11 protein-coding genes are annotated in these 15,156 nt (G+C 32.8%); 6 read left to right on the forward strand and 5 right to left on the reverse strand.

Annotated elements, in window-relative coordinates:
• Positions 1-24: 24 nt before the first annotated feature.
• The 5 genes from HX088_RS10200 to HX088_RS10220 form a co-directional block, all read right to left on the reverse strand.
• Positions 25-1,725, reverse strand: a complete 1,701-nt coding sequence (locus HX088_RS10200; protein WP_171622012.1) for a ribonucleoside-diphosphate reductase subunit alpha — start codon at positions 1,723-1,725, stop codon at positions 25-27.
• A gap of 74 nt (positions 1,726-1,799) precedes the next feature.
• A complete protein-coding gene (locus tag HX088_RS10205) occupies positions 1,800-2,759 on the reverse strand; it encodes a ribonucleotide-diphosphate reductase subunit beta (protein ID WP_171622013.1) in 960 nt (319 codons plus the stop codon).
• A gap of 384 nt (positions 2,760-3,143) precedes the next feature.
• Complete coding sequence (rny, locus tag HX088_RS10210) at positions 3,144-4,715, reverse strand: ribonuclease Y (RefSeq protein ID WP_171622014.1); 1,572 nt, start codon at positions 4,713-4,715, stop codon at positions 3,144-3,146.
• Positions 4,716-4,970: 255 nt separating this feature from the next.
• Positions 4,971-5,261: a cell division protein ZapA gene (locus HX088_RS10215; RefSeq protein ID WP_171622015.1), complete on the reverse strand. Its 291-nt coding sequence runs from the start codon at positions 5,259-5,261 to the stop codon at positions 4,971-4,973.
• A 9-nt stretch (positions 5,262-5,270) separates the two neighbouring features.
• Positions 5,271-5,615, reverse strand: a complete 345-nt coding sequence (locus HX088_RS10220) for a hypothetical protein (RefSeq protein WP_171622016.1) — start codon at positions 5,613-5,615, stop codon at positions 5,271-5,273.
• Between the two features lie 369 nt (positions 5,616-5,984).
• On the opposite strand from HX088_RS10220, the gene HX088_RS10225 reads away from it, so the two are divergent.
• From HX088_RS10225 to HX088_RS10250, 6 genes are all read left to right on the forward strand, one after another.
• Positions 5,985-7,676, forward strand: a complete 1,692-nt coding sequence (locus tag HX088_RS10225) for a M23 family metallopeptidase (protein WP_286484088.1) — start codon at positions 5,985-5,987, stop codon at positions 7,674-7,676.
• The gene (locus HX088_RS10230) at positions 7,624-10,062 is read left to right on the forward strand and encodes a TonB-dependent receptor (protein ID WP_286484089.1); all 2,439 of its coding nucleotides are present in this window, start codon (positions 7,624-7,626) and stop codon (positions 10,060-10,062) included. Before HX088_RS10225 ends, HX088_RS10230 begins: the two co-directional genes overlap by 53 nt.
• A gap of 11 nt (positions 10,063-10,073) precedes the next feature.
• Positions 10,074-10,445 carry a hypothetical protein gene (locus HX088_RS10235; RefSeq protein WP_286484090.1) on the forward strand — a complete coding sequence of 124 codons (372 nt, stop codon included), beginning with the start codon at positions 10,074-10,076 and terminating at the stop codon, positions 10,443-10,445.
• Between the two features lie 107 nt (positions 10,446-10,552).
• Entirely contained in the window at positions 10,553-11,164 is a 612-nt protein-coding gene (locus tag HX088_RS10240) for a nucleotide exchange factor GrpE (protein WP_286484091.1), read from the forward strand.
• Positions 11,165-11,178: 14 nt separating this feature from the next.
• Positions 11,179-12,300 (forward strand): molecular chaperone DnaJ, encoded by a 1,122-nt coding sequence (gene dnaJ / locus HX088_RS10245; protein ID WP_225539307.1) that lies wholly within the window; start codon positions 11,179-11,181, stop codon positions 12,298-12,300.
• Between the two features lie 159 nt (positions 12,301-12,459).
• Positions 12,460-15,069: a M36 family metallopeptidase gene (locus HX088_RS10250; protein WP_286484093.1), complete on the forward strand. Its 2,610-nt coding sequence runs from the start codon at positions 12,460-12,462 to the stop codon at positions 15,067-15,069.
• Positions 15,070-15,156: the final 87 nt, after the last annotated feature.

Genomic DNA, 15,156 nt, shown 5'->3' on the forward strand with positions numbered 1-15,156 from the left:
TATTCTATTTTACTATTTTATTTATTAAGCCTCGCAAGAAGAACAAGAAACTAAGTTGGCTACTAATTCTTTTGAAACAGATTGAGAGCGTTGATAATACAATGTTTTTACGCCTAATTGCCAAGCTTCAATCATTAAACGGTTGACTTCTTTTACAGGTAAATCTGGCGGAATGTTAAGATTTAAGGATTGCGATTGATCGATGTATTTTTGACGAATAGCTGCTTGCTGAACAATTTCTAATTGAGAAATTTCTTTGAATGTTTTGAATACATCTTTTTCCTCTTTTGTCAATTGATCTAAATGCTGTACCGAACCTCCATTTAGCATGATTTCACGCCAAATATCTTCGTTATCGATTCCTTTTTCGCGTAATAATTTTGTTAAATATTTATTTTTACGCATAAAGTTCCCTTTCGATAAACCAGCTTTGTAATAATTAGACGCAAACGGTTCAATTCCTGGAGATGTTTGTCCTAAAATTGCAGAAGAAGAGGTTGTTGGTGCAATTGCACATGTCGTTGTATTACGACGTCCATAACCTTTCAATACTTCTGGTTCTCCATAAATACGTGCTAATTCTTCTGAAGCTTTATCAGCTTTTGATTGTATATGTTTGAATATTTCTGTAGTACGCAATTTTGCCTCCATTCCTTCGAAAGGAATCATATTGCGTTGTAAATAAGAGTGCCATCCTAACACACCTAAACCTAAAGCTCTGTGACGTTTTGCAAATCGATTCGCTGAAGCTAAATAGTAATTTCCTTCTGTTTTTTCGATGAATTCTTGCAATACAGCATCTAAGAAAAAGATGGCTAAACGAACCGCTTCTGTATCTTTCCATTCGTCGTATAACTCTAAGTTCATAGAAGATAAACAGCAAATAAATGATTCGTCCACAGAAGAAGGCAACATAATTTCTGAGCAAAGATTAGACGCATTAATTGACATTCCTAAATCTTTGTAAACCTGCGGTTTATTTTTATTAACGTTATCTGTAAAGAAAAGATAAGGTAATCCTTTTTCTTGACGAGATTCTAAAACTTTCGCCCAGATTTGACGTTTTTCAACATCTCCATCAATCATTTCTTGCATCCAATAATCTGGCACACAAACACCATAAAATAAATTCTGAATAGGACTCCCTATCGATTTAATTTTTAAGAATTCTTCAATATCATCATGATCGATATCCAAATAAGCTGCAAATGCACCACGACGTGTAGAACCTTGCGAAACAACGTTCATTGCAGAATTGAACAATTCCATAAATGAAACTGCACCACTACTCTTTCCGTTATCTGTGATTGCTGCACCCCGCTCGCGTAATTCTCCGAAATAACCAGAAGTTCCACCACCGATCTTTGTTTGCATGATTACTTCACCTAATTTATGCGTAATACCTTCGATACTATCAGGAATATGAACATTGAAACAAGAAATTGGTAAACCACGCTCCGTTCCCATATTTGCCCAAATTGGAGATGATAAACTCATCCAACCTCTTTCAATCATTTCTTTAAAAGACTCTTGAAGTTCAGGTTTGTATAAACGTTTCGCAGCTGCTGCTGTAATACGATCTATTGCTCCTTCGACTGTTTCGCCTTTCAACAAATAACCTCTATTCAAAATCTGTTCAGATTCGGAGTTTTTCCACCATAATTTTGGTGCTTCTCCGTCAGAAAATATATTTTGAAGGTCGTCGTGCGGTATCGGATTATCCATAGTTTTAGATTTTATTATGATATTATATGAAATAATTTTATTTATAGTTGTGTTTTGATGAATGATTCTTTTGGTTAAAATAAATCCTCTGCTGATATACTCTTATCGTGTTTTGTATAATCTACAGGTCGTTTTGCAAAGAAATCGTCTAAACTACTTGCAAAAACTTCTTCTTCGAACCAAGCCATTGGTTTGTATTGTTCTTGTGAAATATGATATATTTTTTTGTAACCAATTTTCGCAACAGCTTCGTCTATACGATATTTCATGTAATTTAATAAATCTGTTTTTGAGTAATAACCGAATTCTCCTTTTTCGAAAATCCAATCTAACATCATTTCTTCTTGATCAATATAACCACGAACTGCAGTTTCTACCCAGTTTTGATCTAATTCTTCTGGTAACAAACCTTCTTCACGAATTTTATTAATCAAATAAATACCAGCATTTGCATGAATTTGTTCATCTGTAGATGTCCAAGCAATAATATTTGCTGTATTTTTCATTAAACCATCAAAACGTGTAAACGCTAAGATATTTGCAAATTTCGAGAATAGTGAACTATCTTCGATAACCAATGCAAAGAATAATAATTTCTCTACGATTGATTTACTTTCGTCTCGCATAATTTCGCCAACGAACGTATTATAGCTTTTAAAAATAGGATTTTGTAACGCAATATTAAACTCATCCAAATATCCATTTACTTCCAAAATACGAGAATACGCTTCACTATGTCTAAATTCACATTCTGCAAAAGTAGCCCCTAATCCATTTAATTCTGGTTTTGGAAAATAATGGTATAAATCTCCCCAAAATCCTTTTACAGTTACCTCAACTTGTGCAATAGATAAAATAGAACGTTTGTGAATTTCACGTTTCACATCGTCTAAGTTGGCGTGATAATCTTGTATATCCGAAGTAAAATCTACTTCTCCATGTACCCAATATGCTTTTTGGATTGCTTCTGTAAAGGTTAAAATTTCAGGATATTCAAACGGTTTATAGTTTATCCTTTTATCAAAAATAGACATAGTTTTTTTAGACTTTTTAGATTAATAAACTTTAATAAAAACGATTTTTTTTCATGAAAAAAAATAAAGTTGGTTGTTTTATTTTTTTTAGAAATTTGAACCTCAATGGGGTTACATTTTCGTTTCAATCATTCATCGATTCTTTCAAAATTAAGATAAGATTTTACAATTAAAAATTTTGGAATCTTAAAAATTAAAAAGGTTATCAACAAGTTGTTAATTAGTTGATTTGCAATTAGTTGATTTTATATTTTTATTCGTTATAATTTAATAATTTTTATCGAAACTACAACTAAATTGCTAATTATTTTTCTATAATTCAGCAAAAAAATAGGCAAGCCTTGATGTAGACTTGCCTAAAAGAATATAAATAAATTCTAAATTTTATCTGGCAATATTCACTGCACGAGTTTCACGAATTACAGTTACACGAACTTGACCTGGATAAGTCATTTCGTTTTGAATTTTATCTGAAATTAAGAAAGATAATTCAGCTGCTTTTGTATCATCAACTTTATCACTTTCTACAATTACACGCAATTCACGCCCGGCTTGTATAGCATATGCTTTTTCAACTCCGTCAAAATTAAGTGCAGTCGCTTCTAAATCTTTTAAACGCTGCATGTACGACTCTACAACTTGACGACGCGCACCTGGACGAGCTCCAGAGATACTATCCGCAACTTGTACAATTGGCGAAAGCAATGATGTCATTTCAATTTCGTCGTGGTGTGCTCCAATCGCATTAATTACATCTGGATGTTCACCATATTTCTCTGCCCATTGCATCCCCAAAATAGCGTGTGGCAATTCTGATTCTTGCTCCGGTACTTTACCAATATCATGTAACAAACCTGCACGTTTCGCTAATTTAGGATTTAACCCTAATTCTGCAGCTAACGTTCCTGCTAAATTTGCAACCTCACGAGAGTGTTGTAACAAGTTTTGACCGTAAGAAGAACGATATTTCATGCGCCCAACGATACGAACCAAATCTTTATGTAAACCATGAATTCCTAAATCAAGGATCGTTTTCTTACCAACTTCGATGATTTCATCCTCAATTTGTTTAGTTGTTTTTGCAACAACTTCTTCGATACGAGCTGGATGAATACGACCATCGGTTACTAAACGGTGCAAAGATAAACGAGCTATTTCACGTCGAACAGGATCAAAACAAGAAAGGATAATCGCTTCTGGTGTATCGTCTACAATTACCTCAACTCCTGTTGCAGCTTCTATTGCACGAATGTTACGACCTTCACGACCAATAATACGTCCTTTGATTTCGTCAGATTCTATATTAAATACAGATACTGCATTTTCTATTGCTTGTTCCGTTCCGATACGTTGAATAGAAGAAATAACAATCTTACGTGCCTGATTTTTAGCATCTAACTCAGCATCTTCCATAATTTCTTGAATATGCGCTTGAGCTTTTGTTCTCGCTTCATCTTTCAAAACTTCAATCAATTCAGCACGAGCTTCATCAGCAGAATAATTTGATATTTTTTCAAGGATTTCTACTTGTTTTTTGTGCATAGTATCCACTTCCTTTTGCTTAATGTTAAGCTTTTCAGTGCGTGATTGTATATTTCCTTTCTCAGATTTAATCTGATCTTTTTGTTTCTGAATATCTGCTAAGTCCGTTTTGATTCTCTCTTCACGTTCTTTTACTTTAAGCTCAGCATCAGCTACTTTTCTTTCGCGTTGATTAACAACTTCTTCGTGTTTAGATTTTAATTCTAAAAATTTTTCTTTTGCTTGAAAAATTTTCTCTTTTTTAATCGCTTCTCCATCTTTTTCAGCATCACTAATCAAATTTTGTGCTTTGCGAGTAGCTTCATCAATCAGTTCTTGATTTTGCTTATCAACTGATTTTTTTGATAAGAAATATCCTACCGCCGCACCTATGATTAATGTAACAATTGCAATAATTATTGTCATTGGTTCCATAGTTTATGTAATGTTTATATATAAAAAAACCTACATTAGTAAAGTATGTTTTGAGTTAACTCCTGTAAACAGGATTTGAGTTAGTCCGTTAGTCAAGTATCCGCTGTCAAATAAATGAACCTATAAAGGTTGCGGCCCGCTTTCCGAACGGTGTTCACTCGGTAACAAAACTAGTGTTGAGTTAACCAAAATAGCTAGAACTAATGTAGGAATATTGTTTATTGGACAGTTTTATAACTGTCAGAACTTCTCTTTTTATTTTACGATTGACTGATCAATCAATTCTAATAACTTCGAAATGCGCTCTGTTGTCATTTCTTCATTATCTTTCACTTGCTTTTTCAGTTTTGCTTCGCGTAAAGCTAATTGAATTGTCACCATTGCAAGTGCGTCTTGTTTGTCAGAAACAGCGTACTTTTGTTCAAATTGTTTCAAAATACTATTTATTTCTTCTGCACAAGAAAGTAACATTTCTTCTTCATCAGAATTAATCGTCATGGGATAATGACGTGAAGCAATTTTTATCTCAATTCGTTGAGTTGACATTCTTTTTTATTAATTATTAGTTTTAATTTGAGCGATGCACGTATCGACTTCTTTGATTAACTTGTTCATTCTTTGCTTCATCATTTGTTTATACTCCTGATTTCCGCTCATTGCATTAACGACTTTTAATCGTTTTACTTCTTCATTTAAATTTAAGTTATTCGCTTGCGAATCTCTCAATTTATTTTTTAATCTGGCATTATCCTCTTTCAAAGAATTGATTTCATTTTGTAATTTTTCCAATTCTTGAATCGAGTTTTCTGCGTCTTTCAATATATCTTTATAATTCCCAAGTTGGCCTAAAACACTTAAAACCTTGTTTTCAAGTTCATTAAATTTTACCATTTTTTCCATCTCCTGAGAATTTCTATTATCCTAGCTTCTATTGCAAAAATAGTATTTTTTTACATCTAATCAATACAAAAACCTAAATATTATCAGTTTTTTTTTATTCATTTGACAAATAGATATTTACTCTCTTATTCTGCTTTATCTATCTGTTTTTATCCACACTTACAGTAAACTTCTAATAACGAAAAATAAAAAATACAAATCATACTTATTTTTTTAATTAATCCTATTCACTTTTACAATTTACAACATTTAAAACTTAATTTTAGAAAAAATTATCTCTAAATAATTTTTAAAAATTCTAAAGATTAATGATGTTTGTAGAAGAATTAGTTTACATTTAACTAATTTGTTAATTATTGAATAGAAAAAATGAACGTGATTAAACCAATTTTACTAAACCTATTACTATGTTCTACTGTTTTTGGACAACGAGCAGAACAACCGAAGGCAGACAGTTATCCCAAAAATATATTTCAGAATCCATTAGAAATCACCAATTATTTATCAGGTAATTTCGGAGAGCTTCGTAGCAATCATTTTCATGCTGGACTTGATATAAAAACACAACAACGAGAAGGTTTAAAAGTAAACGCAATTGGAGACGGTTATATTTCTCGTATCAATGTTTCGCCAACAGGCTACGGAAATGCACTTTATATCGATCATCCAAATGGATACACTTCTGTTTATGCACATTTGAGAGAATTTACACCAGAATTACAAGCTTATGTGCGTAAACAACAATATGCGAAAGAAACCTTTAAAATTGAATTACATCCAAAAACAAATGAAATTCCTGTAAAAGCAGGAGATTTGATTGCTCTTTCAGGAAACTCTGGTAGTTCTGGCGGTCCGCATTTACACTTCGAAATTCGTGATACAAAGACGGAAGAACCAATCAACCCCTTTTATTTTGGTTTTGATATTCCAGACACAAAAAAACCTTCTATTTTAGGACTATACGCTTACCCAATTAATGGTGAAGTGAATCAAAAAAATAATCGTATCGCTGTAGCAAATGGTGGATCTATTTCAGCTTCAGGAACGATTGGATTTGGTATAAAAGCTTACGACAAGCACAATGGCGCAGAAAACAATAACGGTGTACATCAAATCAATATTTATGTAAATGATGAACCAATTTACACGTTTACATCAAATCGTTTTTCGTTTGATGAAGCCCGAGCTATAAACAGTACGTGTGACTATGCCGATATTCAAAAAAATAATAGCTGGGTATATCAAGGATTTGTGAAAGATGGAAATCCTATGCGAATGTATTCTAATTTGAAAAATAACGGAATTTTAGAACTTGAAGATGGAAAATCGTATAAAGTAAAAATTGATGTGTCTGATTATGCAGGTAATTTATCTTCGCAATCATTTATAGTCAATGGAAAATCGTTTGTAGAAAGTGTAAAAACTCCTGAAACAAATCCAATGTTATGGAACAAAGAAAATCATTTCAAAAATCAAGGAATCGAAATCTTTTTTCCAAAAAATATATTCTACGAAGATTTTGATTTAAGCTACAAATTCTCGAATGGGAAACATTGGGTTGGCGATTATTATATACCAATTCATCAAACTTATACGCTTGTAATTGAACCAACAGCTGAGATTCCAACTGCACAATTAGACAAAGCTGTCATTGTTCGTGAGTATCAAAAAAGAGGAGTTTGGAAAAAAGATTATTTAACGACAACACTTAAAAACGGAAAACTGGTTGCAAATCCAAAAGATTTTGGTGTTTTTTCTATTTTAATCGATAATACTAAACCGACAATTACTCCGTTAAATATCAAATCAGGTAGTCAATTTACTCAAGCAAATGGTATTATTCGCTTTACAATAAATGATACACAATCTGGAATAAAAGACTACAAGGCTTATATAGATGGAAAATGGGTATTGGCCGAATATGATCATAAAATTAAACGATTAACAATTAATTTGAATAAAGAACAAATTTCGGTTGGCGACCATCAATTAGAATTAAACGTGAAAGATGAAAAAAACAACACAGCAACGTACTCTACAACATTCAAAAAGATTTCTTAGTACCATAAGTTTATCGCTTTTGGGCGGAATTTTATTTGCGCAAACAGCACAAATTAATGGTAAAGTTGTCGACGAAAATAGAATACCGATTAGCGAAGCCGAAATTATCGTAAATGATCAATCTTATTTTACAGATCAAAATGGTAATTTTAAAATTGATATTCCGTCAAATGAATCGATTATTGTAACATTCAACAACAACGATTATCATTCTTTTACACAAACTTTTACGTTAAAGGATAAAAATAGAAAAGAAATATTTGTTCAATTAGTACCCGATGAAACTAATTCGATTCAATTGGGCGAAGCAACAATTTCATTTCAATCCAATACAAACAAACCTTTGCAAAGCACTGTTTTAAGTGCAGCACAAATGCAACAAGGACCAAGTTTGACAGGTGGAGTTGCTGATTTATTAAAAACCTTGCCATTCGTTAACTCGAACACCGAATTGAGTTCGCAGTACATGGTTCGCGGAGGAAATTATGACGAAAATTTAATTTACGTTAACGGAATAGAAGTGTACAAACCTCAACTTATTCGCGCTGGTGAACAAGAAGGTTTAGGCTTTGTAAATCCGTCAATGACAGAATTCATCAACTTTTCCGCTGGTGGATGGGAAGCTAAATACGGCGACAAAATGTCATCCGTTTTAGATGTAACTTACAAACGTCCTAAAAAATTTGAAGGACAATTAGAAGCAAGTTTAATGGGTGGAAGTTTGACATTAGGTGGAGCTTCTAAAGACAAAAAACTTTCGGCTATTGTTGGTGCACGCTATCAGAATAGAAATTTAATTTTAAACACCTTAAAAGGTGACACCAATTTCAACCCTGAATATTACGATGTACAAGCAAATATCAATTATAAATTAAATGACAAATGGAATGTTGCATTTTTAGGAACCATGTCACGTTCTCGCTACGAAATGTTTCCTATAAAACGTGAAACATATATCAATGCTGTAGATAATCCATTGTTATTAACCGTTTATTACAACGGAAAAGAAGACGACAAATTTGCAACTGAAACGGGAAGTTTATCGTTTACCTATCAACCGAATTCTAAATTAGACTTAGGTTTAGATGTTTTTGCATACCATTCGAAAGAAAGAGAGTATTTTGATATTCAAGGTTCTTATTTTATTTCAGAAGTTGATGCCGATGGTAAAGCAACCTCAACCAATGATGTTGGTTCTCAAATTGACCATGCACGAAATAATTTTGATGCATTGGTGGCGGGAATTCAACACAAGGGAAAGTATAAAATCAATGGAAACAATAATATTGAATGGGGAGCAAAATTTCAACAAGAAGACATTCGCGATTTATTAGGTGAATGGCAAGCAATAGATTCGACGGGTTATGTTGTGAATCCAAATCCTGAAAATGGTTTAAATTTAAGTTATTATGTTAATTCAAAAAATAATTTAAAAACCAATCGTTTTTCTGGTTACGCACAATACACGAGCAAATTCATGTGGAACGATGCAAAAGTATTGTTCAATGCTGGTGTTCGAGCAGCTTATTGGGATTTTAACGAAGAAACAACGGTTTCGCCTCGAGCACAAATTGCGATTAAACCAAATTGGGAAAAAGATATGTTGTTCCGTTTTTCGACAGGTATTTATTATCAACCTCCCTTCTATCGCGAAATTCGTCGTTTAGATGGAAGTTTAAATGACAAAGTAAAATCACAACAATCTATACACTTTATTCTTGGAAACGATTACGAATTCAAGTGGATGAATCGTCCGTTCAAGTTAACATCTGAGGTTTATTATAAAATCTTAAATGATTTGAATCCGTATTATGTGGACAATGTAAGAATTCGTTATACTGCAGACAATAACTCAAAAGGTTATGCTTACGGAGTTGATATGCGTTTATTTGGACAGTTTGTTCCAGGAGTCGATTCATGGTTCTCGGCTTCATACGCGCGTGCTTATCAAAATATAGATGACAAAGGAAATATTCCATTACCAACAGATCCTCGATTCAAATTATCTGCATTTTTCCAAGATTACATGGAGTTTTTACCATCTTTCAAGGTAAATGTTAATTTGATTTATGCATCTGGTTTACCGAACGGAGCACCTCAGTTTGCAGATCCTTATCAATATCAAACAACATTGACAGATTACAAACGTGTGGACATTGGTTTTGTAAAAGAGATTATTAATCAAAAAGACTTAAAACCATCAAGCGGTACGTTTTGGAGTAATTTCAAAGAAATTTCGATTGGTGTAGATGTTTTCAATGTATTTGATATTAAAAACGAAATCAGTAATTCATGGATTCGTGACGTAAACTCTAACCGAGTTTATACCATGCCAAATTATTTGACAGGACGTTTCTTTAATGGAAAAATTAATTTTAAGTTTTAAAAATATATTTATTGAAACCTAAATCCCTTATTATTACCATTTTCAGTTTATTCTTCGGATGTAGTAATCTCCATGAAGATAAAACTTTAATACTTAAAACTATTGAGAGTGAAAATTACAAGATAGAATGGTATACAAAAAGTGGACTTACTACAGTTTATCCTAATTATATAGATATCACTAATAAAATTGAACATAAAAAACACGAAATTGTCGATCATCTTGATATTTTAGATATTATTCTAATTGATAACGATAGTTTATTTATCATATATAATAAAAATGCGCAACTTTCTGAAATTATAAAAAATGATAAAAAACTAGGTTTAAAAATAATCCCAAAGAATTATCATATATATTATACAGGAAAAAGACATTATTAAAAATAATATCAAAATTCAATTCAAAAAAAACTTCATACATTTACCGAAGCACTTCTAAAGACAGAAGTGCTTCTTTTTTTACTTAAAATCTGACAAAACGACACACTATGGGCATTGGCAAACTATTTGATTCTATCAGAAACAAAAAAACGAATAAGAATATGTCTGACCAAAATATACACGAAGAATTAGAGAACGAAAACATTCAAGAGAACGTTCAAGAAACGGAAAACACTGTAGAACAGCCACAAGAAGAAACTTCTGGAAAGTCAGAATTAGAAATTATTAAAGAACAATTAGCAAAGGAGAAAGACCAATATTTGCGTTTATTTGCTGAGTTTGATAATTACAAAAAACGTACATCGCGTGAGCGTATGGATATTTTCAAAACAGCAAATAAAGAAGTGATTACATCTTTGTTACCTGTTTTAGATGATTTCGGTCGCGCATTAACTCAAATTGAAAAATCTGGAGACGACAGCTTACATCAAGGTGTTGAATTAATCAATAATAAATTAATCGAAACCTTACGTGGAAAAGGATTGAAACAAATGGAAGTAAATCCTGGAGACGATTTTAATACTGATTTACATGAAGCTATCACACAAATACCTGCTCCAACAGAAGAGTTGAAAGGTAAAATTGTAGATATTGTAGAAACGGGTTATTTATTAAATGATGTTGTAGTTCGCTACGCAAAAGTTGTTGTTGGATTGTAATTTAGATTAAGAACATGTCATCAAAAAGAGATTATTACGAAATATTAGGCGTAGATAAATCGGCAAATGCTGATGTTATCAAAAAAGCCTATCGTAAACTTGCCATCAAATTTCACCCTGACAAAAATCCTGGTGACAAAGAGGCAGAAGAAAAATTTAAAGAAGCTGCAGAAGCTTACGAAATTTTAAGTGACGACCAAAAACGTGCACGTTACGACCAATTCGGACATGCTGGAATGGGCGGAGCTGCTGGCGGAGGATTCGGCGGAGGCGGAATGAACATGGAAGATATTTTCTCTCATTTCGGCGATATCTTTGGAGGTGGTGGATTCGGAGGCGGATTTGGAGGTCAATCTCGAGGTCCACGTCGAATGAAAGGTTCTGATTTGCGTATTCGCGTAAAATTGAACTTAGAAGAAATGGTAAACGGTTGCGAGAAAAAAGTAAAAGTTAAACGTTTCAAACAAGCTGAAGGTGTTACATCTAAAACATGTCCATCTTGTGGTGGTTCGGGACAACAGGTTCGCGTTACGAACACATTTTTAGGACAAATGCAGACTGCTACAACTTGTTCTACTTGTCAAGGTGTTGGAAAAGTTGCGGATAAAATTCCTTCAGGAGCAAATAATCAAGGTTTAATCAAAGTTGAGGAAACAATTGACCTGAAAATCCCAGCAGGAGCAAGAGAAGGAATTCAATTGCAAGTTCGTGGAAAAGGTAACGATGCGCCTTTTGATGGTGTACCTGGGGATTTATTAGTTGTTATCGAAGAAGAAGAACACGACACATTAAAGCGTGATGGAAACAACCTACATTTTGATTTGTATGTTTCTATTCCTGATGCTGTTTTAGGAGCTTCAAAAGAAATTCCAACAGTTAATGGAAAGGTAAAAATCAAAATTGATAAAGGAACTCAATCTGGTAAAGTATTACGCCTAAAAGGTCAAGGTTTACCTGATCTTAACGGTTATGGAAAAGGTGATTTATTTGTTCATGTTAACATTTGGACACCAACTCATTTATCAAAGGATCAAGAAGCGTATTTTGAAAAAATGAGAGATGACGATCATTTCTCACCAGAACCTTCTAAGAATGAGAAATCATTTTTTGAACGTGTAAAAGATATGTTTCAGTAATTAATAAATACTGAATTTTATAAAGCATCCAAACTTTGTTTGGATGCTTTTTTTATCTAATTATTTATTTAATAACATCATTTTTATTTATTTGTCGTATTAATTAGTCATTAATTAAAAAAATAATATAACTTTATTTAAATTAATAACACTATACAAATGAAGAAAAATTTTACTCTTATCTTCTCTGCGTTTTTGTTATCAATGACTGCTCAAGCTCAGAATGCTGAACAATTAATTGATAATTACCAACTACAGAGATCGGGTAACAATGTCGAGTACAAATTTGTACAAACGATTAATGACGAAAAAGATCAAACTCAAAGAGTATTTACTCAACGAACTTTCCAAGGAATTCCTGTTTACAACAGTTACACAACTTATTTAGTAAAAAACAATCAAGTTGTTTCTGCTTTAACCTCTGAAAATTTTAATTCTGAGTTAAAATCTGCATCCGTTACTCCAACACTTACATCTCAACAAATACTTCAGAACATTGCACAATCGGAAGGTTTAAAACTTATTACGAACGAATCTTCAGATGAATTTGGTGTTCATTTTACAAAAGATGACACTTCTGAATTGGTTTATTTTATCAATGATCAGAAAGAAGCTATTTTAAGTTATACATTATCTTATCGATTATTTAACGAAAAACAGAACGATGTCATACATGTTGTTGTTGATGCTAAAAATGGCACAATCATAGATAAACACAATACAACGTTAAGCTGTAGTTTTGATCATGGAGCCTTTCATAACGAAAATTTAGCACACTTTAATAAAGCAGATTGGGATTGGTTATATGACGATGGTAATAATGTAGCATCTGCTCAGTATAATATCTACAAATTACCAATAGAAGCGCCTAACAGAGGTGATCGTTCAATTGTTAATTTATCTATATCTAACACCACTGCATCTCCAAATGGTTGGCATAATGTAGCGGATGGAACAATCAAAACAAGAACCGAAGGGAATAATGTACGAGCTGTACGAGATCATAATTCAACTGCATATAATACGTTCAATTCTATAGCAAATACAGTTACAATTAACAACAATGATTACGCAGATGCAGGAGAATCTTTAAATTTTGATTTCCCTATAGATTTCAGTTTAAATCCTTTTAAAAACTGGCAAGCAGCTACAACTAATTTATTCTATATGAATAATATGATGCATGACATTCTTTACAACTATGGTTTTACTGAAGTAAACGGAAATTTCCAAAAAGATAATTATGGAAAAGGAGCAACAGGAAATGATGATGTAGTAGCATTAGCTCAAACACGATTTAATGAAGGTGTTTTAAACAATGCAACTTTTGCTACTCCTGCTGATGGTAAATCACCTCGTATGGCAATGTATTTGTGGAATCCTCCAGCAAATGCAGATACAGATCCTTTAACAATCAATTCTCCTTCAACAATTGCAGGAAAATATAGTGTTTTCTTTTCGCCGTTTGGTGCTGAATTACCTACTACAGCCCTAACTAAAGACTTAGCTTTATTACGTAAAAGCGAAACAGAAGGAAACGAATTTGATGGTTGTGGCACCATAATAAATACTGCTGAAATTGCTGACAAAATTGCTGTTGCCTACAAAGGAGGAAGTTGTAATTATGTTACAAAAGCTAAAAATGCACAAAATGCAGGTGCAAAAGCACTTATCATAATCAATAATATTGGAGGAAACTTTACAATCACAGGAAACGATTCTTCTATTACAATTCCTGTTGTTGGATTGACAAGAATTAATGGAGACAAAATAAAAAATGAACTAATAAACGGAACAACTGTTAATGCAAGTCTACAACACAAAGACATTCCTTACGCTGACGGAAGTTTTGATAATGGTATCATTGCACACGAATACGGACACGGTGTTTCTAACCGTTTAACTGGCCCAATAACAAATTCTAACTGTTTAGGTAATCTTGAACAAATGGGTGAAGGTTGGTCTGATTTCTTTGCCTTAATGTTAACTCAATTACCAGGTGATACTGGCTCAACTAAAAGAGGTATTGGAACATTTGCTACCAGTCAATCTGTTGATGGAAACGGAATTCGTCCTACTCCATATTCAACTGATATGACGGTTAACCCTGCAAAATACAGCTTCTTAAAATCATATGGCAATAACGATTCACCACATAGAACAGGATATGTTTGGGCATCTATGATTTGGGATATGAATTGGAAATTAATCGACAAATATGGCTTCTCTCCTGATCTATATAATGGTAAAGCAGGTAACAACATGGCTTTACAATTAGTCATGACAGGTCTTAAATTACAAACATGTTCTCCAGGTTTTGTAGACGGTCGTGATGCTATCCTTATGGCTGATGAACAACTATACGAAGGCGCTAACAAATGTGAAATATGGGAAGCTTTTGCTAATCGTGGTTTAGGATATAGTGCAAGCCAAGGGAGTGTATTCAGTAGAATTGACGGTACAGAAGCGTTTGACATGCCTCCTGCAGATGTATTAAATTGTGATTTATCTACAAGTGACTTAAAAGAATCATCATTACAAATGTATCCGAATCCTGCAAAAGATATGGTTTACATAATGGATAAATCAATCAAAAATGACATCAAAGTAGATATCGTAGATATGACCGGTAAAGTGGTTTCAACAAAAACTGTTAAATTCGATGGACAAAAAGGAAGTGTTGAAACAAACAACTTACCTAAAGGTGTTTATATTTTGAAATTCAAAACTGATCAAGGAACAGTTACAAAAAAATTAATTAAAAACTAATTTCTTAGTATTGTAACGTCCTGAAAAAATGATACAGGATTAGACCAATAAAATTTTATTTTAAACAGTACATATATTCGTATTTGT

The organism is Empedobacter sp. 225-1, from assembly GCF_030328185.1.
Lineage (GTDB): Bacteria > Bacteroidota > Bacteroidia > Flavobacteriales > Weeksellaceae > Empedobacter > Empedobacter stercoris.

Coding starts and splice junctions, on each gene's coding strand:
- HX088_RS10200 (WP_171622012.1), bottom strand. CDS start 1,725: ATGGATAATCCGATACCGCACGACGACCTTCAAAATATATTTTCTGAC.
- HX088_RS10205 (WP_171622013.1), bottom strand. CDS start 2,759: ATGTCTATTTTTGATAAAAGGATAAACTATAAACCGTTTGAATATCCT.
- rny (WP_171622014.1), bottom strand. CDS start 4,715: ATGGAACCAATGACAATAATTATTGCAATTGTTACATTAATCATAGGT.
- HX088_RS10215 (WP_171622015.1), bottom strand. CDS start 5,261: ATGTCAACTCAACGAATTGAGATAAAAATTGCTTCACGTCATTATCCC.
- HX088_RS10220 (WP_171622016.1), bottom strand. CDS start 5,615: ATGGAAAAAATGGTAAAATTTAATGAACTTGAAAACAAGGTTTTAAGT.
- HX088_RS10225 (WP_286484088.1), top strand. CDS start 5,985: ATGAACGTGATTAAACCAATTTTACTAAACCTATTACTATGTTCTACT.
- HX088_RS10230 (WP_286484089.1), top strand. CDS start 7,624: ATGAAAAAAACAACACAGCAACGTACTCTACAACATTCAAAAAGATTT.
- HX088_RS10240 (WP_286484091.1), top strand. CDS start 10,553: ATGGGCATTGGCAAACTATTTGATTCTATCAGAAACAAAAAAACGAAT.
- dnaJ (WP_225539307.1), top strand. CDS start 11,179: ATGTCATCAAAAAGAGATTATTACGAAATATTAGGCGTAGATAAATCG.
- HX088_RS10250 (WP_286484093.1), top strand. CDS start 12,460: ATGAAGAAAAATTTTACTCTTATCTTCTCTGCGTTTTTGTTATCAATG.